Genomic DNA, 22,335 nt, shown 5'->3' with positions numbered 1-22,335 from the left:
TTCCTTCTGTCCTAGCGGCCCCAGGCCACGTGGATCAGAGCCTCCACCTCGCTGTTGACGGCATTCATAGCCTCTACTGCGCGGTCATAGGTTGAACGTGTAAAGTTCTCGCGTCCGACCTCATAAAGGGTCTGCTTGGTCAGACCGGCATCGGAAACCGCGGTGGATTTCAACATCGGCGCGGTCAGAACTCGATCCCCGAAGAGCGAGCGCATGAAACCGACGATCTGCGCCTGAGGCCCGTCATTCGGCTCATAACGGGTCACGAGATACCGCAGGAAATCGAAATTGAGCGTGCCGCCTGCCTCGCGGACAACCGACAGAAGATCAGACGTCATGAAAAGGAATTGATTCATGGACGCGACGTCCAGCATCTGCGGATGCACTGTCACGACAACCGACGTTGATGCACAAAGAGCCGACAAGGTCAGGTAACCGAGTTGCGGCGGGCAATCGATGACAACGACATCGTAATCCTGCTCCACGGTCGTCAGTACGGCCTGAATCCGCGCGAAAAACAGCGGACCGCTATCCTTGCCGCTCTGGCGGTTCGCCAGCGCCTGCGGGGTAACGTGCTCGAATTCCTGCAACTCTATATTCCCGGGAACGAGATCCAGACCCGGAAAATATGTTCCGCGAATGACCTCCGAAAGCGGGCGCTGTTCGTCGTCGTACCGGATGGCGCCATAGAGCGTGTCATTCCCGGTAAGGTCCAGTTCCGGCTGGTAACCGAAAAGCGCCGAAAGCGAAGCCTGCGGGTCGAGATCGATCGCAAGCACCCGATGCCCCGTCAGGGCCAGATACTGGGCGAGATGCGCCGCAGAGGTGGTTTTGCCTGAACCACCCTTGAAATTCGTGACAGAGATGACCTGCAGATGCTCGTTCTGCGCCGCATCCCGGCGCGGCAGGTAGGACTTCGCCTTGGCGACATTGCCCTTGGCTACCGCCTGTTCTGCAAGATGACTGCGCAAGGCATTGATGTCCGAGAGCGAGTAGAATCGGCGTCCGCCCGCACCCGTGTCGGGCTGCGGCCCTTCGCCTGCCAGGGACAGCTGGCGCAGATAACCATCGGACACACCAATGAGCTTGGCGGCCTCGCCGGAAGAGAAGCTACGCAGCGTCTTGCTTGCGAGCGGCGGAAAAAGCCGCTCACGCATCGCCTTGAGCTGCTCGGAAAGCGCGCGCGCATCGTTTGCGATGGCCTCGTCGGCAAGCTCTCGCGTTTCCCGCGCGAGATCGCCTTTCGAGTTCCGAATTTTTTCAGCCGATCCGGCCATCCTCAAACTCTCCCTGATGCTGCCTACGGGAGCGACATTCACGGTTACGGTCAACCGCGAATACAACTCGGCTCGGCAGCTCAATACGCCTTTTCGTCAAATCTACACCAAACACCGACAGTTACGCCGAATATCGGAAAATTCTGAAGGCACCGTTACAAGGTGCTTGCATGAGTGATTCGCGTCAAGGAATTTCTACTAAAGGAACAACCGGCGTCCTTTGCCGAAAGAGTGCGTATAAAATGATCTGATTCGGTCAATCGCGATTGGAGACAAGCAATGAAGCCTATCTGGGCGGTCGGACTGATGACCGGAACGGTACTCGACGGCAATATCGACGTCGCGCTCATCAAGACGGACGGAGAAAGCGTCGAAACCTTCGGCGCCTACACGCTTGCGCCCTATGCGGAAGATACCCGCCTTTTGCTCGAAGAAACATTGCGTCAGGCGCGAGGCTGGAATTTTGAAGGTCCGGAACCTCTGATTTTCAAGGATGCGGAAGCAGCGCTGACGCGCGCCCAGTCCACCGCCGTTCACGAGCTTGTCAAAGGCGCCGGACTGACCATAGAGGAGATCGGTGCCGTCGGTTTCCATGGGCAGACCGTGCTGCATCGCGCTCCGACCAAGGCGCGCCTGGGCGATACCCGACAGCTCGGCGACGGCCAGATGATGGCCGATTTTCTCGGAACAAAAGTCGTTTATGATTTCCGGACAGCCGATGTGCGAGCCGGCGGCCAAGGCGCTCCGCTGGCCGCCATTTATCACACCGCTCTATTGCGTGAGGTCGATCGAAGCGGCGACACCGCCATCCTCAATCTCGGCGGCGTCGGCAATATAACTTGGTGGGATGGCGAGGAACTTGTGGTCGCTTTCGACACCGGGCCGGCCAATGCGCCGCTCAACGATTTCATCAAGGGGCTTAGTCTTGGCGAGATGGATCGCGACGGCGCGCTCGGCGCATCAGGCACGGTGGACGAAGTGCGGCTCGAACGCCTTCTGCAGCATCCATATCTGACCGCAGCCTACCCGAAATCGCTGGACCGGTTCGATTTTACCGCCGCCATGGCAGATGGTCTGAACCCTGCCGATGGCGCGGCCACCCTTTCCGCCTTCACCGCATCCGCCGTCGGCAAGGCGCTCGACCTTCTGCCGCACAGGCCCAAGCGCCTGATCGTCAGCGGCGGCGGGCGGCGCAACCCCACGATCATGTCGATGATCGAAGAGAGGGCAAAGGTTCAGGCTGTTTCAGCCGATGGTTTCGGCTGGCGTGGTGATGCCGTCGAGGCCGAATGTTTTGCATTCCTCGCCGTGCGCGCTTTGCGTGGCCTGCCGATCAGCTTCCCGACAACGACCGGCGTTCCAGAAGCGCAGACCGGCGGCCGGATCGCCAATCCTTGAAGATTCTACACCAGTTTTTCTTATCCTGCCGAAAACGTGACCATAGCCAAAAATAAATCGATTTAAATAGCTTGAGGCCTGCGACACATAGTCCTAGTTATCCTGACGATTCTAAAACTGCATCGAGAGGCTTACACATGCAGATCGGAATGATGGGACTGGGCCGCATGGGCGGCAACATGGCAAGGCGCCTGATGCGTGCGGGCCATGAATGCGTCGCATACGACGTCAACCCGGCGGCAGTCGAGGCGCTTGTCGGCGAGGGCGCTATCGGCATCTCGTCCATCGAACAGTTCCTCGAAAAATTGACGCCCCCGCGTGCCGTATGGATCATGCTTCCGGCAGCGATCACGCCCGGCATCGTCGACAAGCTGGCAGCCTTCATGCAGCCCGGCGACATGATCATCGACGGCGGCAATTCCAACTACCGTGACGCGGTCGATCAGAGCGCCAAGCTTGCCGAGAAGGGTATTTCCTACATCGACGTCGGAACGAGCGGCGGCGTCTGGGGTCTTGAGCGCGGCTTTTGCCTGATGATCGGCGGCCCGGACGAGGCGGTCAAACATCTGGACCCGATCTTCGCGACGCTTGCGCCGGGAGCGGATCTGGATCCGTTGCTTCGTCCTGCGGAGCGCGGTTATCTGCATTGCGGCCCGAGCGGCGCCGGCCATTTCGTCAAAATGGTCCATAACGGCATCGAATACGGAATGATGCAGGCCTATGCCGAAGGCTTCAATGTGCTGAAACAGGCAAATGTCGGCAACGCCCATCGCGAGGCGGATGCGGAAACGACGCCGCTACCGGACAAGCAATATTACCAGTTCGACATGGATATCGAGGCGATCAGCGAAGTCTGGCGCCACGGCAGCGTTATCGGCTCGTGGCTGCTCGACCTCACGGCGGACGCTCTGAAGGTGGACCCGTCGCTCAGCAGCTTCGGTGGACGCGTTTCGGATTCCGGCGAAGGACGCTGGACGATGAAGGCCGCGATCGACATGGGCGTTCCGGTGCCGGTTCTGTCTGCCGCCGTGTTCAGCCGTTTCGACAGCCAGGGTAATGCCGAATACGCCAACAAGATGCTGTCGCTGATGCGCAAGTCCTTTGGCGGCCACGTCGAAAAGCCGCATGGCAAGTAAGACTCCCAATAAACAGACCTAAAACATCTGTTGACACGATAAACAATTGTCTGCATGGGTTTCGCAAGGAGCCCATGCAATGACCCATCCGCTTGCACCACAGGAAAGCGCCGTTCTGGCCTTGATCCGCGAAAACCCTTTCGTCGGACAGCAGGAAATTGCCACCGCTCTGGGGCTGGCCCGCTCGACGGTTGCCGCTCATATCGTTCAATTGATGAACAAGGGATATATCCTTGGACGGGGTTATGTTCTTTCGTCCGAAGTCCGCGCTTTCTGCATCGGCGGCGCCGTGCTGGACCGCAAATATCACGCCCGCACCAAGATCGTTCTGGAAACATCCAATCCCGTCGAAAGTACCCGTAGCCTCGGCGGCGTTGCCCGCAATGTTGCGGAAAATCTTGCCCGGCTCGGTTCCGCGACCGGCTTCATATCGATCGTCGGTGATGATGACGGCGGGCAGGCCCTGCTCAAATATATGCGCGAAATCGGGATCGACGTCAGTCAGGTCGTTACGACCAACGAACGCCCGACGGCCGAATATGCGGCAATTCTTGATGCAGCCGGAGACTTGGTTCTCGGCATAGCCGACATGAACATTTTTGACCTGTTCCAGCCGGATCATATCGAGCGTGCCTGGCCTCATCTCGCAGCCTCGAACTGGGTATTTGCAGACTGCAATCTTCCCGCTGAAGCGCTTTTCGCGCTGATAGACCGTTGCAAAAATGCGTCCTGTCATCTGGCGATCGATGCGGTGTCGACCCACAAGGTCATGCGCCTGCCGAAAGACCTGAACGGGATCGATCTCCTGTTCATGAATATCGACGAGGCGAACGCCATCCTCGGCCAGACGAACCCGCACACCTCCGAAGGCGCGAAACAGTCCGCATTGGCGCTGCAAAAAGCAGGCGCCGGCATGGCCGTGGTCAGCGCCGGGGCTCAGGGCATGGCGGTTGCCGGACGGGAAACCGTGGACTTCGTCAATGCCGTCAGGGCTGCCCCCGTCGACATGACCGGCGCGGGCGATGCGATGATCGCCGCGACACTTCATCGGCTGCTCGAAGGCGACGAGATTTTCGATGCGGCCCGCACCGGGGCGCTTGCCGCCACACTCACCACCGAATGTAATGCCAGCGTGCTCCCCGACCTGTCTGCCGAGCTTATCGAAGCCAATCGGCACAGGCTGACGAACTGAAAGGACAAGACGACATGCAACTGCTGAAGCCTAAGCTCAACAAGGAAGTCGCCGACGCGATTGCGAAGGGTGGACCGGTCGTGGCGCTCGAATCCACCATCATCACCCATGGCATGCCCTACCCGGCCAATCTCGAAACCGCCAAGGCGGTCGAGGATGTCGTGCGTGCCAACGGCGCCGTCCCGGCAACGATCGCCGTCATCGATGGCGAGCTGCGCGCCGGTATCGACGCCGACGAACTCGAAAAACTCGCCCAGGCCAAGGATGTCGTAAAGGCCTCCGGCCGCGACCTTGCCGTCGCCATGGTACGCAAGCAGACGGCCGGCACGACCGTTTCCGCAACGATGCTGCTGGCTGATCTCGCCGGCATCGAGATCTTTGCCACCGGCGGCGTCGGCGGCGTCCACCGCGGTGCCGAGCAGACCTTCGACATCTCTGCCGACCTGACCGAGCTCGGCCGCACGAAAACCGCCGTCGTCTGCGCCGGCGTCAAGTCGATCCTCGATATCGCCAAGACGCTTGAATATCTGGAAACCCAGCGTGTTCCCGTCATTGCCTATGGAACCGACGAATTCCCGGCCTTCTTCACCCGCAAGAGCGGCTACAAGGCCGATCACAAGCTGGACAGCGCCGCCGAGATCGCCAAGGCGATGTGGCTGCATCACCAGCTCGGAACCGGCACCGGTCTTCTGATCGCCAACCCGATCCCGGAAGCGGCGGCTCTCACGCCGAAATTCATCGACGGGACGATTGCCGACGCGGTTCGCGAAGCCGATGAACGCGGTATCGGCCGCAAGGAACTGACACCCTTCCTGCTTGCCCGCATCAACGAACTTTCCAAGGGCGAAAGCCTGAAGGCCAATATCGAGCTGGTGAAAAACAACGCGACGCTCGCAGCCAAGATGGCCGTCGCCTATTCGGCCTTCAAGAAGGGCTGACCGTCCGATGCATACGGCTGGGTCTCAACCCAGCCGTATATACGCAACCTCGCCCCGCTCGGCTGCCTCGATCGCATCCTCATAACCTGCGTCGGCATACCGGATGATGCCGAGCGACGTATCGTTGGTAATCGACATGTCGAGCCGCTCTGCCGCAGATTCCGTCCCGTCGGCCACGATCGTCACCCCGGCGCTGGTCATGTAACCGGCATAACCGCCGCCTCCGGAATGGATGACGACGAGATCGGCCATCGACGAGCAAAGCGTCATGGCGTTGATCAGCGGCCAGTCGGCAATCGCATCCGAGCCATCCTTCATGTTCTCGGTCATTATGTTCGGATGCGCCATCGCCCCGGCATCGAGATGGTCCCGCGAGAAGGCAATCGGCCCTTTCAGCTCGCCTTTCCCAACCAGTTCATTGACCGCCAGCGCCAGTTTCGTGCGTTCGCCATGACCAAGCCAGGCAATCCGTGCCGGAAGCCCCTCGAACGGCACATTTTCGCGCGCCAGCCTGATCCAGTTGGTGACGATATGATTGTCCGGGAATAGCTCCAGAACGAGATCGTCGATACGCGCGATATCGCTCTCTTCACCGGATAGCGCCATCCAGCGGAAGGGACCGATTGCGCGGCAGAAAAGCGGCCTCAGATAGGCCTCGGTAAAGATCGGGATATCGAAGGCGTTTTCGACGCCGCCCTCTCTGGCTTGGGTGCGAATGAGGTTACCATTGTCGAAAACCTCCGCCCCTCTTTCCTGCAGGGTCAGCATGGCGCGGACATGATCGGCGATCGAGGCACGGCTCGCCGCCATCAGTTGCCCCTGCCCTTCCTTTCGAAGCCGTCGTACTTCCTCGAGGCTCATGCCTTTCGGAACATAGCCATAGACGAGATCATGTGCGGAAGTCTGGTCGGAGACAACGTCCGGCACGATCCCGCGCTTGACGATCTGCGGATAGATATCAGCCGCATTGCCGACGAGGCCGATCGACACTGCTTGCTTTTCATTCACCGCCGCATCGATCATCGCCAGCGCGGTATCGAGATCGGACGCGACCTCATCGAGAAAACCGATAGCCTTGCGCTTGGCGACACGTTCGGGATCGATATCGACGACCAGGATCGCCGCCCCCGCCATGCGGCCGGCAAGTGGCTGCGCACCGCCCATGCCGCCCAGCCCGGCAGTCAGCACGAACCGCCCTGCAAGCGTACCGCCGAAGCGCTTTTCGGCGATCCGCATGAAGATCTCATAGGTCCCCTGGATCACGCCCTGGCTGCCGATATACTGCCAGGCGCCGGCCGTCAGCCCGCCCCAGCAGATCAGCCCCTTTTTCTGCAGCTGGTAGAAATATTCCGCCTTCGCCCATTGGCCGACGATATTGCAGTTCGCCATGATCACCAGTGGCGCCTTTGCATGTGTCTTCAGCAACCCGACCGGCTTGCCGGACTGGATGATCAGCGTCTGATCCTCGTCCATCTCCTTCAAGGCCCTGACAATCGCATCATGCGCGGCCCAGTTACGCGCAGCCTTCCCGAGCGCCGCATAAACGATGAGATTGTCGGGATCCTCGCCAACCGAGAGAACGTTTTCAAGAAGCCTCAGCAACGCCTCCTGCCGCCAGCCTTTGGCGCGCAGCTTCGGTCCGCCGGGGATCGGAAATTTCGGATGGCGCGGGTTCGGCTTAGACACGGTGTTCTCCTCACCCCAATGCGTAATCGGCGATGCTGATCCCGAGCGCCTTCTCGACGGTCGGGTAGACTGACGGATCCTTGACGCTCGACGAAAGCGGAATGATCGTCTTCGGCACATGCAGCAGAAACACCGGCATTCCGACCTGCAACTGTCCAACGCTCATTGGCTCGCCTTCCGGCGACAAGGTCGAGATGATGTCCGGAAAAGTTGCGAGCCGGTTGCCGCCGGCATCATCCACCGCCATGTATTCGTTCATCACATGCAGCGTCACGGCCTTGTCGCCGCGACCGACCGTGATCGTGCCGACATCGAAAGCCTCGTTCGTATAGACAACCGATTTTGAGCTGACCTCGCCCTCGGCGATGATCGACCCGCCTGTCGTCTTGACGATCGCGTCAATGATCGCATGCCCTCCCCTGGCATCCGCCTCGATGATCGCTTCGCCGAGCTTCAACGCGAGACTGATACCGCCAAGCGCCGCATTGCGGCGAACATAAGAGGCCCGCAGCGGATTGCGGCAGGAGGCGATAAATCCGCCCGACATGTCGGATGCCGTGCGAAGCACCGGCGAGACCTTGGCGGTCGCGCCGCGAATAACCAGTTCGATATAGCGGTTCTCGGCACGATTGCCGCCAACTGCTGTCTGGATCATTTGTTCCGGCGAATTGGCCATGCCGATCGACCCCATGTCGCCGGTCGGATGGGCACGCACGTCACCGACAGCATCGAGCACCTTGGTGCCAAGAATTGCGGACGGAAGCCAACCGTTCAGCGTCGATGACTTGCCGTTCTGGCCGATCATCAGGGCCGAAATCTTTTCTCCCAACGCATCCTGCAGAAGCTGAACGGCCTTGACGTAATCGACACCCTGCATTTCCCATGCGGTCGTGGAAGCGGGTGCACCGATGGCCGCCGCCGTTGCCACCCAGTCGTCATCATCCAGTTCGTCGATCGTGATCAGTTCCGGCTTGCCGATGCTGACCGCGACATAGCCCAGCATGCGGCCATGATCGGACCAGCCGCCGCCGCCGGCCGCATAAACGGAACCGCCGCGAACGGCCGCCTCGACATCCTTCTCCGTCAGTATGCGCCCCATGCCGTCTCCCTATCTTTTATCCAGATCCAGAATTGCCTCGTAAAGAACGGCCGCACCGAGAGTGATCGCATCATTTTCCGACCATTCTTCCGCAGCATGGCTGCGCCCGTCCTTGCTGGCGATGAAGATCATCGCAGCAGGCGCCACCTTTGAAAGGAAGGCGGCGTCATGGCCGGCGCCAGACACCATCGGCCGGGTGGTAGCGCCGATCCGCGCAGCGCTCGAGGCCAGAACATCCGTCACCATCCCGGACATAGGTGTCGGGGCCGCATTGGAAACCCTGCGCGGTTCCGCAATCTTCACATTCCGTTTCGCAGCCGTCTGCGCACAAAGCGCAGACAAGGCCGCTACGAATTCGTCCATGAGAGCAGGATCGACGGCCCGGGCATCGATCAGCATCCGAACATGGGATGGAATGACATTCGCGGCATTCGGCTCCATCGAAAACTCACCAACGGTGCCTGCAAAATAACTCGATCCGAGAGCCAACTCGTTGGCGATACGTTCAATGCCGAGCACAAGGTAGGATGCGGCCCCCAAGGCGTCGTAACGCGCATTCATCGGTGTGGTGCCAGCATGGTCGGCACGGCCTTCGACCAGGATCTCGAAGCGGGAAATCCCGGTAATCGCCCCGACGATACCGATATCGATTCCCTCCCGCTCAAGCACTGTACCCTGCTCGATATGCAATTCCAGAAAGGCCCTGATATCATCGCGCCCGCCGATTTGCGCCGGGTCGCCACCGACCTCGCGAATCCCTTCGGCCAGATCTATACGCCTTCCCTCGGCCTCGGCCGCGCGCTCCAGCCACTCGCCAGGACGAACACCGGTCATGCCTCGGCTGCCGATGCAGGAGACGCCGAAAATCGAGACTTCTTCCGCCAGAAAATCGACGATTTCCAGATCGTGTTCCAGTTCGATCCCCGCATCGCTGAGCGCGCGCGCCACTTCAAGCGCCGCAATCACGCCGGCGATCCCGTCGAAACGACCGCCATTTGGCACCGTATCCGTATGCGAGCCCAGCATCAGCGTGCCGCCACCCGTCTTTCCTTTTCGACGACCAATCAGGTTACCGGCAGCATCGATACGCGTCTCAAGACCCGCATCACGAAATGCCTTTTCCACATAGGCGCGTCCCTTGAGGAACATCGGCGTGAATGCGCGACGCGTCCATGGTCTGTCGGGTTCGGTGATATTGGCCAGAGCGTCGATATCTGCCGCGATACGGCCGGCATTGACGACGAGATTGGAAGTCATATGGCATGATCCTAAAATGAAATGCTGGCCGTAGATCGGGCGAAGCATCCGCGCCGACTCGGCACCTGGCTTCGCTCATCTCCTCGATGAGTATCCAGAGAAGATAGGTTTACGAAACCACGCAAGGCAAGCTGATTTGATCGGAAATCGGCCTACCGATTGCGGCGATCATCAGCCCCGACGCGACACGTGGGAAAGCCCGATTGAAGCCGTTGACGGCTCCGAAAACATCGGTCATTTGTATAGGCAATAAAAAGAACAGCGATAAAATTCGCTGTCACACGGTGGGAACAGCCGAACTGCGGTCCTTAAGGTAGAACAACGCGGAGAAATCACCAATGCTCAAAAGACAAATGATGAAGGCTGTCGCCGCTGGCGCCCTTCTGCTTGCCACGTCGTTTTCGGCCCATGCTGAAGACGTGCTGGCCAAGGCCAAGGCCGCAGGCGTGTTGAAAGTCGGCACGGAAACAGCATTCGCTCCCTTCGACTTCATCGACGCCGGCGAACACAAGGGCCTGAACGTCGATTTCTTCGAGGCGCTCGGAAAGGACCTTGGCGTCAAGATCGAATGGGTCGAACTGCCCTGGGATAGCGTTCTGCCAAGCCTTGAAGCCGGCAAGTTCGATGTCGTTGCCGGTCCAGCAACCATCACCAAGGCCCGTATCGCCCGCTACCGCATGAGCGCCCCGGTCGCCGAAGCTTCCGTCGCGATCCTCAAGAAGGCAGGTGACACCTCGATCACCAAGCCGGCCGACATTGCAGGCAAGGCCGTCGGCGTCGGCAAGGCGACCGCACAGCTGGCACAGTTGCAGGAATATTCCGCAACGCTTCCAGAAAAGGTCAACGTTCGCGAATATGTCTCGTTCAACGACGCTTATGCCGACCTTGCCACCGGCCGTGTCGTTGCTGTCGCGAACTCCCTTCCGAACATCGCCTTCGTTGCCAAGCAGCGCAACGGCGCATTCGAAGTTGTGACCCCGGCTTTCGGCAAGAAGACCTATTTCGGCTTCATCGGCACCAAGGATGACGACCACAAGTCGCTGCTCGATTACATCGACACCGAAATTCTTGCGATGAAGAAGGACGGCCGCCTGGGCAAGCTGCAGGAAAAGTGGTTCGGCACGACGTTCGATACGCCGGACTCGGTGCCTGAGCCGGCATTCTGATCCTCAGTCGATTACGGGGATGTGCTTAGCGCGTCCCCTGATCCCTCGTTCCTTCCGTTTCGCCCTGCGCACCGCGCCGGCGACCAACGAAGCGTAGCCGATGACGCCAAAACTTTTCACGCTGCTTCTGGAGGCGGCTCTCTCGACCCTTGGCATCAGCCTGGTGTCGATCGCGATCGGGTTCGTGATCGCCATGCTGCTCTCTGCCGCGCTGCTGTCGGGCAAGTCGATCTATATCCTGCCGGCAAGGCTGTTCATCAGCTTTTTCCGCGGCGTGCCGCTGCTGGTCCAGCTTCTGCTCATCTATACGCTGTTGCCGGTGATCGGCATCAATGTTCCCGGAATTGTCGCCGCGATCGTCGGCCTGTCACTCTGCACGGCTGCCTATCAGGCTGAAAACCTGCGTGGCGGATTTGCCAGCGTTCCGCCTGGTCTGATTGAAGCCGCCGATGTCGCAGGCTTTACTGGTGCCCAGACATTCATCCGCATCCGCGCGCCCATCGCTCTTAGGCTAACATTTCCGGCACTGGTGAATGAGGCGATCATGATCCTCAAATCCTCCTCGCTCGTGTCGGTGGTGGGGATTATCGAGATCACCAAGATGGCTCAGGATCTTGCCTCCAGCACCTATCAGCCGATCCCGATCTTTGCTTCCGCGGCGCTCATCTATTTCGTCATCAACTCCGCAATCGCGCTTCTTGGCCGCTATGCCGAACGCTCTCTGAAGGGAGCTTCGGCATGATGTTCGACCCGCAAGTCATTATCGAAAAACTGCCGGAAATCGGCAGCGGGCTGTTCGTCACCCTTTGGCTCTGGATCGCCGGCGTGCTCGGCGGGGTCGTGGCAGGCTTCATCGTCGCCACTGCGCGACGCTTCGGCGGCAAGATCGTCAATGCCGTGCTCGGCACGATCGTGGAAGTGCTGCGCGGCACCCCGTTCCTGATCCAGATTTTTCTTCTCTATTACGGCGGCCCGTTCGTCGGCCTGATGCTCGATCCCATCCCCTGCGGATTGATCGGGCTTACCGTCTATAGCGCGGCCTATTACAGCGAGGTGTTCCGCGCCGGTTATGCTTCGGTCCCGGTCGGCCATGTCGAAGCCGCAGCCTGCCTGGGCATGACGCGGTTCCAGACGATCAGCCGGATCCAGGTGCCGGAAATGGCGCTGATAGTTCTGCCGCCCGCCATCAACCTCGCGATCATCCTGCTCAAGGAGTCCGCCGTCTTGTCGATCATCACGGTGCCGGAACTGACCGCCACCGTCAGCGCCATCGGCTCGCAGCAATACGCCTTCCTCGAAGCGATCTTCATCCTGGCGATCGTCTACTGGATCATCGTTGAACTCACAGACCGGCTCGGCCGCGTGGCCGAAAATCGTCTCTCCCGACTGAGGTTTTCGAAAGCATGAGTGTACCAGCCATCGCCATCCGCAAACTCGTAAAGCGGTTCGGAGAAACCACCGTGCTGCAGGACATCGATCTGGAAATCCCGGAAGGCAAGGTTTCCTGCCTCATCGGTCCGTCTGGTTCAGGCAAGAGCACATTGCTGCGCTGCCTCGCTTTTCTGGAAGAAGCAACCAGCGGCATGATCACCATCAACGGAGAGGCCCTGGGCTTTTTCGAGGACGCCAATGGCCGCCGCGAGCGCCTGCCCGCCAACCAGATCCGTGCGGTTCGCACGAAGACAGGCATGGTCTTCCAGCAATTCAATCTCTGGCCGCATATGACCGCGCTCGGCAATGTTAGCGAAGCCCTGAAGCTCGTCCGCAAGGTGCCGAAAGCTGAGGCGGAGGAACGCGCCATGGTGCAGTTGCGCAAGGTCGGGCTGGAAAACCGCGCCGGACATTACCCGTCGCAGCTTTCCGGCGGCCAGCAGCAACGCGTGGCGATTGCCCGGGCGCTCGCGCTGGAACCGAAAATCATGCTGTTCGACGAGCCGACCTCCGCGCTCGACCCGGAATTGACCGGTGAAGTGCTCAACGTTATGCGAGACTTGGCGAGCGAGGGCATGACGATGGTTGTCGTCACCCACGAGATCGGCTTTGCCGCCAGCGTCGGCCAGCAGATCAGCTTTCTCGATCACGGAAGGCTGTTGTTCTCAGGACCGCCAGCGGAAATCTTTGCCAAGCCGCGCCACCCACGACTGGAGCAATTTCTCGACACCTATCTCGATCGCGGCGCCAGCATGCTCGCATGATTGACGCGGATATTACTGCCGACACTATTTCCGAGACGCCGCTTTCGCTTCATCAGCGAATACTTCTCGATATCGAGCAGAATATCCTAACTGGCCGCTGGCAACCCGGCTTCAAGATCGCATCGGAACAGCAACTGGCCTTGCAATACGGCTGTTCGCGCATGACCGTGAACAAGGTCGTGACACAGCTGGCACGCGCCGGGCTGATACAGCGGAAGCGCAAGGTCGGCAGTGTCGTTCTCCCCCAGAAGGCGCAAAGCGCAATTCTCGAAATCTACGACATTCGCGAAGAGGTGAAGGCGAAAGGTGAAATCTATAGCCACCGGATTCTGAGCCGCACGGTAAGGCCGGCGAACAGTGAGGAGGCCGAGCGCCTCGACATCCCGCGTAAGAGAGCGATCGCCGATATTACCTGCCTTCACTATGCGGGCGCACATCCCTTCTGCCTCGAGCAGCGTCTGATAAATCTGGAAGTCGTGCCGGATGCGAGAGGAGAAACATTCGAAACCCTGTCTCCCGGCCCCTGGCTACTCGATCATGTGCCATGGAGCGCCGCCGAGCACCGGATTGCGGCCCGCGGCGCCGGCTCCGCGGAAGCTGATTATCTCACCATCCCTATCGGCAGCCCTGTCATGGTTGTCGAGCGTCAGACATGGCGGCTCGATCAGTCGGTGACGTCGGTTCGGCTGACCTATCCCGGCAAAAGCCACACGCTCACCGCCCGCTTCACCCCATCTCAGGCGGGCTGAAACACGAAGACTATCAAGAGGAGTCGAGGAACCATGGCCCGCGAAGACAAGCTGAAACTTGGAACCTTTGTCTATACGTTCGGCTTCAACCCGGCGAGCTGGCTGCATCCTGCAGCCGATGTCAATGGTGCAAACAAAATCGACCACCTGCTTAATGTCGCCCGCATTTCGGAAGAGGCCAAGCTCGACTTCATGTTCGTGGCGGACTCACCGGCCGCCGCGATCGGCGATCCGGAAGCTCTATCCCGCTCGCCGACAAAGATGAACCGGTTCGAACCCCTGACGCTGATCACGGCCCTTGCGGCCATGACGGAGAAGCTCGGATTCGTGGCGACAGCCTCGACCAGCTACTATGAGCCTTACAACATCGCCCGCATATTTTCGTCCATCGATCATTTAAGCGGTGGCCGGGCCTGCTGGAACGTCGTCACCTCCGACCACGACGAAACCGGCTATAATTTCAATCGCGAGGGGCTCGATCCGCATGCGATCCGCTATGAGCGCGGCGAGGAATTCGTCGATGTCGTTTTCGGCCTCTGGGACAGTTTCGAGCCGGACGCCCTGCTGCTCGATCGTCAGGGCGGCGTCTATTACGACAAGGACAAGCTGCACACGCTGAACCACAAGGGCAAGCATTTCCAGGTTCGCGGACCGTTGAATATCGCCTCGACCCCACAAGGGCGACCTGTCATCGCCCAGGCAGGCGGCTCGGAAGCGGGGATGGAGCTTGCTGCCCGAACCTCGGAAATCGTCTTCAGCCTGGCCTCCAGCATCGAGCGCAACGGTTCATTCTATCGCAATGTCAAAAGCCGCATGGCGAAGTATGGCCGCATCGAGGATGACCTGAAGATGATGCCGGGCATTGTCGTCAATGTGGGAGAAACGAAAGCGGAAGCCCAAGCCAAGGTCGATTTCCTGATCAACAACCTTCACCCTGATGTCGGCCGCTGGATGCTGGGCGAATTTCTGGAAACGGATCTTTCCGGCGCAGAACTCGACAAGCCCTTCCCAATGGAACGCCTGCCGCAGCAGCCGAAGGGCTCGAAGGCATTGTTCGAGGAACTGACCGACTTCATCAAACAGGGCCACACGCTGCGCCATCTGATCCACCACTATGCGGAAAAGAGCACCGGCAACGGTATTACCGGCACGCCAAAGGAAATCGCCGATTTCATGGAAGAATGGTTCGAGGCGCGCGCCGCCGACGGCTTCATTCTGATGTTCCCGACATTGCCGGCAAGCCTGACCGACTTTACCAAACTCGTCTTGCCGGAACTTCGCCGCCGCGGGCTTTTCCGTGAAGAGTACGAGGGCTCAACACTTCGCGAAAATCTCGGCCTTTCAATGCCCGCCAATCGCCACGCTGCGGCCCGCCAGAAGGGTTGAGGAAAGACATAAGAAAAGGCGCCCGCGATGTCACGGGCGCCTTCTCGATCTTCGACCTAATGTCAGTTGAGAATGCGAACGACCGTGTGCGTCTGCGGATCTACGATAACGCGTTGCTGGTTGACCACCGCATAGGCATAGGTCGGATCTTCCGGCACAGGCGTCAACACCACCTGCTGCGGAATGGGGCGACCGACCACCACCTGTTCCTGGACGACGACCGACTGTGCCGGCATCGGCTGGGTCTCTACGTAACGCACGACGCGTTCCGGCGGCGGGTCGATTGCCGTGCCGGCTGCAGCGCCAACGATGCCGCCAACCGCAGCGCCGACCGGGCCGCCGACGATTGCGCCGGTGACGGCACCACCGACGGCACCGTTTACAGTGCTCTGCTGGGCCAGGGCACCGGTGGCGAAGGCTGCAATGGCAGCGGATACCAGGATCATCTTTTTCATCACAGAACTCCTTGCTTGCGATGGCAGGAAAACGTGAAGAATGCGGAGCCGTTCCCATACGGGACCTTTGCGTTTGAGGATGCGACTTTGGTCCCGCCGGACACATTAGTGGTCATGCGATCCCATTGACGCCGTGAAGCCGAGCCTTAATTATCTTCTTCTGATGCAGCCACCGAGGCTTTCGTGCGCCTACCCAACGTTATTGCTTTTTGGACCGGACAGTCGCTCGCCCGCCAGTTTCTGCTTGCCGGCGGGTTAATCTCGATTATCGCGACATTGATCGTGGGTACTTTCGTTGCCAGCCTCATTGAAGAGGCCGTAACGCGGAACTCCGCCGCATCGACTGCTCTTTACGTCGACAGCATCATCGCTCCGATTTTGCCGGACATGACGACCACGGAAAAGCTCGATGAGTCGATAGAACGCGTGCTCGACGAGACACTGTCACAGGGAGCGCTCGGTCAACGCCTCATTTCCTTCCGCCTATGGCGCAAGGACGGCACGATCCTGTACGCCAATGACAAGACGCTTATGGGGAAGAAACTTGCTCCAAGCGAAGACCTGAAGGCGGCGTTTTCCGGTAAGATGGTGTCAGAATTCAACCAAATCGATCCGGAGGAAGCGGAAGCGCTGGGTAACCAGACGCGACCACTCCTCGAAATCTATAATCCCGTGTTGCAGCCATGGTCAGGCGAAGTCGTGGCGGTATCGGAATTCTATGAAGTGGCAACCGATTTCGAGCGCAGCCTCCAGAGCGCAAGACTACGCACCTGGCTGGCGGTCATTGCGGTGATCGCGGCGATCTTCTCGCTGCTGTCGCTGATCGTCTTTCGCGGCAGCCGGCTCATCGAGCTGCAACGCGGCCTTCTCAATGCCCGGGTCGGTGAGCTTTCGCATCTTCTCAAGCAGAACCGGGAACTGCACTCGCGCGTTCAGAAGGCAAGCCAGCAAACGACCGCCATTAACGAACGTTTTCTAAGGCGGCTGGGAGCCGATCTCCACGACGGGCCGGCGCAGCTTATTGCCTATGCATCCCTTCGGATCGACAGCCCCGCCATTCTCGGCGCCCAGGCACTTCGCGAAACGCGCGAGGCAGAGGTCACCTCGATCAAGAAGAGCCTGCAGGAAGCGATGAGGGAAATCCGCAGCATTTGTCACGATCTCATCCTTCCAGAGATCGAGACCGCGAACTTCCAGGATGTGATCCTGCAGGCAGTTCAGCGCCACCGGGAACGGACCGGCGTTTCGATTGCCCTTACAATGGCCGCAGTCGAGTGGCAGCCAAGCCCTGCGGAAAAAATCTGCGTCTACCGCTTTGTTCAGGAGACGCTTAACAATGGCTGGCGGCATGCGGGAGGATCGGGCCAGAAAGTGCTGCAACGTTTGGAAGAGCATTGCGTTGTGGTGGATGTCATCGACACCGGCCCCGGTTTCGATCCGACACAGATCAAGCCGACGAGCCTTGGCATCGCCGGTCTGAGGGAACGGATCGAGAGCCTCGGAGGGCGGTTCGAGATCGTTTCGAATAGCAGCGGTACGACAGTGACGATGACTTTGAAGATTTGCGAAACGGAGAAAACTTGATGACGGATCTGCGGGTTGCCGTATGCGACGATCACCCTCTTTTCAGGGAAGGCGTTGCGCGCACATTGACCGAACTCGGCTTCGACATCGTGGCTGAGGGGGGAAGCCGCGACGATGCAATCGAAATCGCCCAGCGGCACCAGCCCGACATTCTGCTGATGGATATCTCGATGCCGGGTGGCGGCCTTGGTGCAATCGGCCCCATCCTTGCCGAGCGGCCCGACCAGAACATCGTGATGCTGACGGTATCGGAAACCAGCGATGATATCCGCCAGGCGCTACAGGACGGCGCAAAGGGTTATGTGCTCAAAGGGATCGGATCAGGCTCGCTTGCGGAAATCCTCCGCTCGGTTGCCGCCGGTGAAGGATATGTGGCGCCGGCGCTTTCCGCCAAGCTCCTGGCAGAGCCGCCGGCCTCGGCCAACGAGGACAGCCTCTCCGCTGCCATGCGCGACCTGACGATACGCGAACGCGAGGTCTTGGGTCTCGCGGCCGAAGGCCTGAGCAACAAGGCAATCGCCATCGAGCTCGATCTGCATGAGAAGACGGTCAAGCATCACATGACGCGCATCTTCGCCAAGCTTAACGTGACCAACAGAACCGCCGCGGCAATCGCCTGGAATGAGGCGGCACGAGAAATCTCCGGGCGTACGCTCTCCTCGTAGGCGAAACCAGCAATCCGGCGGGCCGTCCGGAAATGATGGCTCGCAGATCACTCACTTTATCAATGAGCGCAATCTGTCGAGATCGGATTTCGTGGCGGCGCGATTGACGATCGTCCTGCCACTTCGATCGCGCATGACATAACGGCCTCGATCATTCACCTCTTCGGCAATACCGCTGCCGTGCCTCACCCGGATGCCACGATTGTCGACATTGACGTCGTCTTTTTGAGAGCGGCTATCCGTTGTTCTCGCCTCCGCCGCGGTATCGGCGCTGCGATCGCGATTGCCCCGGCCACCATTACCCTCTCGGCTCTCAGCACCACCGCTCCTGCCGGAATTACCGGAACTGCCGCCGCCTTCACGGCCGCCTCCGCCTCCTCCGTTTCCACCACCCTGTCCGCCATTACGTGCCATCGCGGACTTCGCGCCAAACAACACAACACCCGGGAGAAAGGCAAGCATCAGGCCTGAAATAATCTGTCGGCGGGAGCGAATGGCAACCTCCATCGGACAAGCGTCAGTAACTGCACCCTACTAGCATTCAACATTTGAGCCCAGCCATAGTTCCGCCATGAGACCTTTGCGAATGCCCGAATTGGACCATGGTCCAACCATGTTTACAGATATCGCGTTTCAATCAACTGCATTCCCACCGCCGCCCTGCTCCTTTTCAAAAAGCGACCATGCCGCAATGAAGAGCGCTGCAATCAGGGGGCCGATGACAAAACCGTTGACGCCGAAAAGAGAAATCCCGCCAACGGTCGAGATCAGCACGACATAGTCCGGAAGCTTCGTTTCCTTGCCGACCAGCGGTGGTCGAAGGATATTGTCGATGAGACCGATCACGAACACACCGACTGCAACGATGACAGCAGCCTTCAAAACCTCGCCCGCGACGGCAAGATAGATCGCCGTCGGCACCCAGACGAGGGCAGCGCCAACGGCAGGCACGAGGGACAAGATGACCATCAGGACGCCCCAGAGAAGTGCCGGCTGCACGCCCAGCAACCAAAAGGTAACGCCTCCAATGACGCCTTGAATGATGGCGATGATGATATTACCACGAACCGTCGCCCGCACGACCGAGGCAAATTTTGCCATGAACTGCGTCGTGTGCTCATCGCTTAGAGGCGCCGCGCTTCGGATTGCAGCCGCCAGCGAGCGTCCATCACGAAACAGGAAGAAAAGCAAATAGAGCATCAGACCAAAGGCAATGAAAAACTCTGCAGTGCTCTGGCCAAAATTCAATGCCCGCCCAGCAAAGAAGCTTCCGCCTTGCATGAGCGATGACGAAAAGCGATCGCGGAGGGCGGCGAAGCCTCCAGTCTCGATGGTCTGCAGCCAGTCCTGCATGAAGGCGGGAAGAGCCGTCACGACCTCGTTAAGCATCCGGTTGAGATCGATCTGTCCGCTCGAGACCCTCTGATAGAGACCGGTTCCCTCCTGAATGAGCGAAGCCAGGATGGCCAGACCCGGCAGGATCACGAGGCAGAGGCAGATCAGCACGGAGAGAACGGCGGCACTATTACGCCGCCCGCCAAGCGCTTCTTCCAGCTTGGCATAGAGCGGGAAAAAGATGATAGCGAAGATTACCGCCCAGAAAACCGCCGAATAGAAAGGGATGAGGATTGCGATGAATGCCAGCGTCACAAAGACAAGCAGAATATAAAAGCTGACACGCTGAACCACGAATATCCCATCCTGCATCTGAACGTTTTTCCGCAGACAGAGATAACGCGTAAAACCGATCCGTCTACAGGTCTTAGTCTGCAGACGGACCGCTCACAGGTCTTTTACATTTCTACAGCCGCAACATTTGCGGCCATCATCAGGCCTGAGTGTAGGCAGTCTTCACCACGGTAAAGAATTCGGCGGCATATTTGCCCTGCTCGCGCGAACCAAACGACGAAGCCTTGCGTCCGCCGAAGGGCACGTGGAAATCGACACCCGCCGTCGGCAGGTTGACCATCACCATGCCGGCTTCCGAGTTGCGCTTGAAATGCGTCGCGTATTTCAGGCTTGTCGTCGCAATGCCGGCCGAGAGGCCGAAAGGCGTATCATTGGCCATTGCCAGCGCCTCGTCATAATCCTTGACGCGAATGAGGCTGACGACCGGGCCGAAGATTTCCTCACGGCTGATGCGCATCTGGTTGGTCGCTTCGGTAAATAGCGTCGGCTGCAGGAAAAAACCGGGCGTGTCACGCTCCAGACGCTCGCCGCCGAAAGCGAGCTTGGCACCTTCCTTGACGCCGATCTCGATATAGTCAGTGTCCTGCTTCAGCTGACGCACGTCGACAACCGGGCCGATATGGGTTTCGGGCCTCAGCGCATGCCCTACCTGAATGCTCTTCATCCGTTCGGTCAGCGCGTCGACGAACTTGTCATGGATGCCTTCGGTGACGATCAGGCGGGAAGACGCCGTGCAGCGCTGGCCGGTCGAGAAGAAGCCGGAGTTTGCCGCGGCCTCCACGGCGACACCAAGATCCGCGTCGTCGAGAACGATCATGGGGTTCTTGCCGCCCATTTCCAGCTGGAACTTGCGGTTATGCTCGATCGAGGCCGCCGCCACACGCTTGCCCGTGCCTGTAGAGCCGGTGAAAGTGATGCCGGCAATGTCCGGGCTGTCGAGCATCGTCTGGCCGACAACCGAACCCGGTCCCATCACCAGATTGAGCACGCCCTTGGGAAGGCCGGCGCGGTGCAGGATGTCGACGATCGCCCAGGAGCAGCCGGGCACGAGTTCCGCCGGCTTGAATACCACCGTGTTGCCGTAGCAGAGCGCCGGCGCAATCTTCCAGGCCGGAATGGCGATCGGAAAATTCCACGGGGTGATGATGCCGATGACGCCGAGCGGTTCGCGCGTGATCTCGACCCCGATGCCGGGCCTTGCCGATGGCAGGACTTCGCCAGCCAGCCTCAGCGTCTCACCGGCAAAGAAGTCGAAGATCTGAGCGGCACGCGTGACTTCGCCGATCCCCTCTGCCAGCGTCTTGCCTTCCTCGCGGGAGAGAAGCGTGCCGAGTTCCTGCTTGCGCGCCAGGATTTCGTCGGCGGTCTTTTTCAGGATCGCATGACGCTCAAGAATTCCGGATCGGGACCATGCCGGAAAAGCAGCCTTTGCTGCAGCAATCGCTTGGCTGACGTCATCGGCCGTTGCCTGCGCGTAAAGCCCGACAATGTCATTGGTATCGGACGGATTGACGTTTTCCGAGCCCGTGCTGCCGACCCACTCGCCGGCGATGAGATTTTGATGGATGGTCATGCTTTTTCCTTCCCAAGCGGCTTTTCAATCCAGCGGATATGGCCGCAACATATGAATGGAGGGCATCCTTGATGCGATGTTATCAATTGTCGTCGGGATGACCAGCGCCGGCGAATGCCCCGCCCTGGTAGATCACCATAGGGTCGTTCGGATCTTGCTCGCCGGTCGCAGCCTCGACTTCTGCGCGCCACTTTTCCGAACTGTCCTGCGGCTCCCAGCCGAGAAAATCGACGTTGCTATTGTCCCACCACGTCTGCTGGTTCGCGGATGCGCCATAGACGATCGTGTGCGCCAGTTTCGGGGTGAGGAACGCCCTCTCGCACAAGGAAACGAAATCGCGATAACTCAGCCAGCTTGCCATCATGCGCGGATTGAGCGGCCTGTCGAAGCAGGAGCCGATGCGCAATGACAGCGTCTCCTGCCCGAACTTGTCGTAATACATGCTGGCGACAGCCTCGCCGAAAACCTTGGAAACGCCATAGAGTGAATCGGGACGCGGGTAGACCGTGTTGTCGATCTTTTCATCCTGGCGGTAGTAACCGACGACGTGGTTGGAACTGGCAAACACGATGCGCGGTTTGCCCTGATGCCTGGCGGCCTCATATAGGTTGTAGAGACCGATAATATTGCCCTGAAGAACAATATCGAAGGACCGCTCGACGGATACTCCGCCAAGATGAATGACGCCGTCCACGCCTTCAAGGAGCCGCAAAACCCCTTGGGCATCAGCTAGATTGCATCTGACGAATGTTTCCTTTGGTCCGAGGTCAAAGACGTCACCAAGGTCTGACAATACGACCTTTTCCGCCAACTGCGACAGCAGCGGGCGGATGTTCTGACCGACTCCACCCGCGGCGCCCGTCAGCAACAATTTCTTCAGCATATATCCT

Annotated in this window: 21 protein-coding genes; 12 read left to right on the top strand and 9 right to left on the bottom strand. The window is 59.3% G+C overall.

Features of this window, described 5'->3' with window-relative positions:
* Positions 1-11: 11 nt before the first annotated feature.
* Positions 12-1,277, bottom strand: a complete 1,266-nt coding sequence (repA, locus tag JZX87_RS24985; protein WP_206828634.1) for a plasmid partitioning protein RepA — start codon at positions 1,275-1,277, stop codon at positions 12-14.
* Between the two features lie 279 nt (positions 1,278-1,556).
* On the opposite strand from repA, the gene JZX87_RS24980 reads away from it, so the two are divergent.
* From JZX87_RS24980 to JZX87_RS24965, 4 genes are all read left to right on the top strand, one after another.
* On the top strand, positions 1,557-2,675 hold the full coding sequence (locus JZX87_RS24980; protein ID WP_148145018.1) for an anhydro-N-acetylmuramic acid kinase: 1,119 nt from the start codon (positions 1,557-1,559) through the stop codon (positions 2,673-2,675).
* Positions 2,676-2,812: 137 nt separating this feature from the next.
* Positions 2,813-3,811 (top strand): phosphogluconate dehydrogenase (NAD(+)-dependent, decarboxylating), encoded by a 999-nt coding sequence (gene gnd, locus JZX87_RS24975; RefSeq protein ID WP_148145019.1) that lies wholly within the window; start codon positions 2,813-2,815, stop codon positions 3,809-3,811.
* Positions 3,812-3,890: 79 nt separating this feature from the next.
* Complete coding sequence (locus JZX87_RS24970) at positions 3,891-5,003, top strand: carbohydrate kinase (RefSeq protein WP_148145020.1); 1,113 nt, start codon at positions 3,891-3,893, stop codon at positions 5,001-5,003.
* Positions 5,004-5,017: 14 nt separating this feature from the next.
* On the top strand, positions 5,018-5,941 hold the full coding sequence (locus JZX87_RS24965) for a pseudouridine-5'-phosphate glycosidase (protein ID WP_148145021.1): 924 nt from the start codon (positions 5,018-5,020) through the stop codon (positions 5,939-5,941).
* Positions 5,942-5,965: 24 nt separating this feature from the next.
* Here JZX87_RS24965 and ertB read toward each other — a convergent pair whose 3' ends face one another.
* From ertB to JZX87_RS24950, 3 genes are read right to left on the bottom strand one after another with little or no spacing between them, the layout of a single operon-like run.
* The gene (gene ertB / locus JZX87_RS24960) at positions 5,966-7,627 is read right to left on the bottom strand and encodes a thiourocanate hydratase (RefSeq protein WP_206828633.1); all 1,662 of its coding nucleotides are present in this window, start codon (positions 7,625-7,627) and stop codon (positions 5,966-5,968) included.
* Positions 7,628-7,637: 10 nt separating this feature from the next.
* Positions 7,638-8,726 (bottom strand): thiohydantoin desulfurase, encoded by a 1,089-nt coding sequence (gene ertC / locus JZX87_RS24955; protein WP_206828632.1) that lies wholly within the window; start codon positions 8,724-8,726, stop codon positions 7,638-7,640.
* A gap of 9 nt (positions 8,727-8,735) precedes the next feature.
* Positions 8,736-9,983 carry a Zn-dependent hydrolase gene (locus tag JZX87_RS24950; protein WP_206828630.1) on the bottom strand — a complete coding sequence of 416 codons (1,248 nt, stop codon included), beginning with the start codon at positions 9,981-9,983 and terminating at the stop codon, positions 8,736-8,738.
* 338 nt (positions 9,984-10,321) lie between these two features.
* Between JZX87_RS24950 and JZX87_RS24945 the strand changes: the two genes are divergently transcribed.
* The 6 genes from JZX87_RS24945 (at position 10,322) to JZX87_RS24920 (ending at position 15,479) form a co-directional block, all read left to right on the top strand.
* Entirely contained in the window at positions 10,322-11,149 is an 828-nt protein-coding gene (locus JZX87_RS24945; protein WP_183825765.1) for a transporter substrate-binding domain-containing protein, read from the top strand.
* A gap of 100 nt (positions 11,150-11,249) precedes the next feature.
* Positions 11,250-11,891, top strand: coding sequence for an amino acid ABC transporter permease (locus JZX87_RS24940; protein ID WP_148145026.1), 642 nt, complete (start codon positions 11,250-11,252; stop codon positions 11,889-11,891).
* Positions 11,888-12,556 (top strand): amino acid ABC transporter permease, encoded by a 669-nt coding sequence (locus tag JZX87_RS24935; RefSeq protein ID WP_148145027.1) that lies wholly within the window; start codon positions 11,888-11,890, stop codon positions 12,554-12,556. Before JZX87_RS24940 ends, JZX87_RS24935 begins: the two co-directional genes overlap by 4 nt.
* The gene (locus tag JZX87_RS24930) at positions 12,553-13,344 is read left to right on the top strand and encodes an amino acid ABC transporter ATP-binding protein (protein WP_148145028.1); all 792 of its coding nucleotides are present in this window, start codon (positions 12,553-12,555) and stop codon (positions 13,342-13,344) included. The genes JZX87_RS24935 and JZX87_RS24930 overlap by 4 nt, the downstream gene beginning before the upstream one ends.
* On the top strand, positions 13,341-14,093 hold the full coding sequence (gene hutC / locus JZX87_RS24925) for a histidine utilization transcriptional repressor HutC (RefSeq protein ID WP_206828628.1): 753 nt from the start codon (positions 13,341-13,343) through the stop codon (positions 14,091-14,093). Before JZX87_RS24930 ends, hutC begins: the two co-directional genes overlap by 4 nt.
* Before the next feature lie 33 nt (positions 14,094-14,126).
* On the top strand, positions 14,127-15,479 hold the full coding sequence (locus JZX87_RS24920; protein WP_148145030.1) for an LLM class flavin-dependent oxidoreductase: 1,353 nt from the start codon (positions 14,127-14,129) through the stop codon (positions 15,477-15,479).
* 62 nt (positions 15,480-15,541) lie between these two features.
* On the opposite strand, the gene JZX87_RS24915 is transcribed toward JZX87_RS24920, so the two are convergent.
* Entirely contained in the window at positions 15,542-15,934 is a 393-nt protein-coding gene (locus JZX87_RS24915) for a DUF1236 domain-containing protein (RefSeq protein ID WP_148145031.1), read from the bottom strand.
* A 183-nt stretch (positions 15,935-16,117) separates the two neighbouring features.
* Between JZX87_RS24915 and JZX87_RS24910 the strand changes: the two genes are divergently transcribed.
* On the top strand, positions 16,118-17,518 hold the full coding sequence (locus JZX87_RS24910; RefSeq protein WP_148145032.1) for a sensor histidine kinase: 1,401 nt from the start codon (positions 16,118-16,120) through the stop codon (positions 17,516-17,518).
* Positions 17,515-18,183, top strand: coding sequence for a response regulator (locus JZX87_RS24905; protein ID WP_148145033.1), 669 nt, complete (start codon positions 17,515-17,517; stop codon positions 18,181-18,183). Before JZX87_RS24910 ends, JZX87_RS24905 begins: the two co-directional genes overlap by 4 nt.
* A gap of 51 nt (positions 18,184-18,234) precedes the next feature.
* On the opposite strand, the gene JZX87_RS24900 is transcribed toward JZX87_RS24905, so the two are convergent.
* The 4 genes from JZX87_RS24900 to JZX87_RS24885 all read right to left on the bottom strand — a co-directional run bounded on the left by JZX87_RS24900 (position 18,235) and on the right by JZX87_RS24885 (position 22,328).
* A complete protein-coding gene (locus JZX87_RS24900; RefSeq protein WP_206828626.1) occupies positions 18,235-18,597 on the bottom strand; it encodes a hypothetical protein in 363 nt (120 codons plus the stop codon).
* Positions 18,598-18,816: 219 nt separating this feature from the next.
* Positions 18,817-19,890, bottom strand: coding sequence for an AI-2E family transporter (locus JZX87_RS24895; RefSeq protein ID WP_206828624.1), 1,074 nt, complete (start codon positions 19,888-19,890; stop codon positions 18,817-18,819).
* Between the two features lie 121 nt (positions 19,891-20,011).
* The gene (locus JZX87_RS24890; RefSeq protein ID WP_148145036.1) at positions 20,012-21,445 is read right to left on the bottom strand and encodes an aldehyde dehydrogenase family protein; all 1,434 of its coding nucleotides are present in this window, start codon (positions 21,443-21,445) and stop codon (positions 20,012-20,014) included.
* A gap of 82 nt (positions 21,446-21,527) precedes the next feature.
* Positions 21,528-22,328 carry an NAD-dependent epimerase/dehydratase family protein gene (locus JZX87_RS24885; RefSeq protein ID WP_148145037.1) on the bottom strand — a complete coding sequence of 267 codons (801 nt, stop codon included), beginning with the start codon at positions 22,326-22,328 and terminating at the stop codon, positions 21,528-21,530.
* Positions 22,329-22,335: the final 7 nt, after the last annotated feature.

This window comes from Agrobacterium sp. Ap1, assembly GCF_017313375.1.
Taxonomy (GTDB): Bacteria; Pseudomonadota; Alphaproteobacteria; order Rhizobiales; family Rhizobiaceae; genus Neorhizobium; species Neorhizobium cellulosilyticum.
Note: the sequence above shows the minus strand (reverse complement) of the source record. Positions and strands in the feature narration are given on the sequence as shown.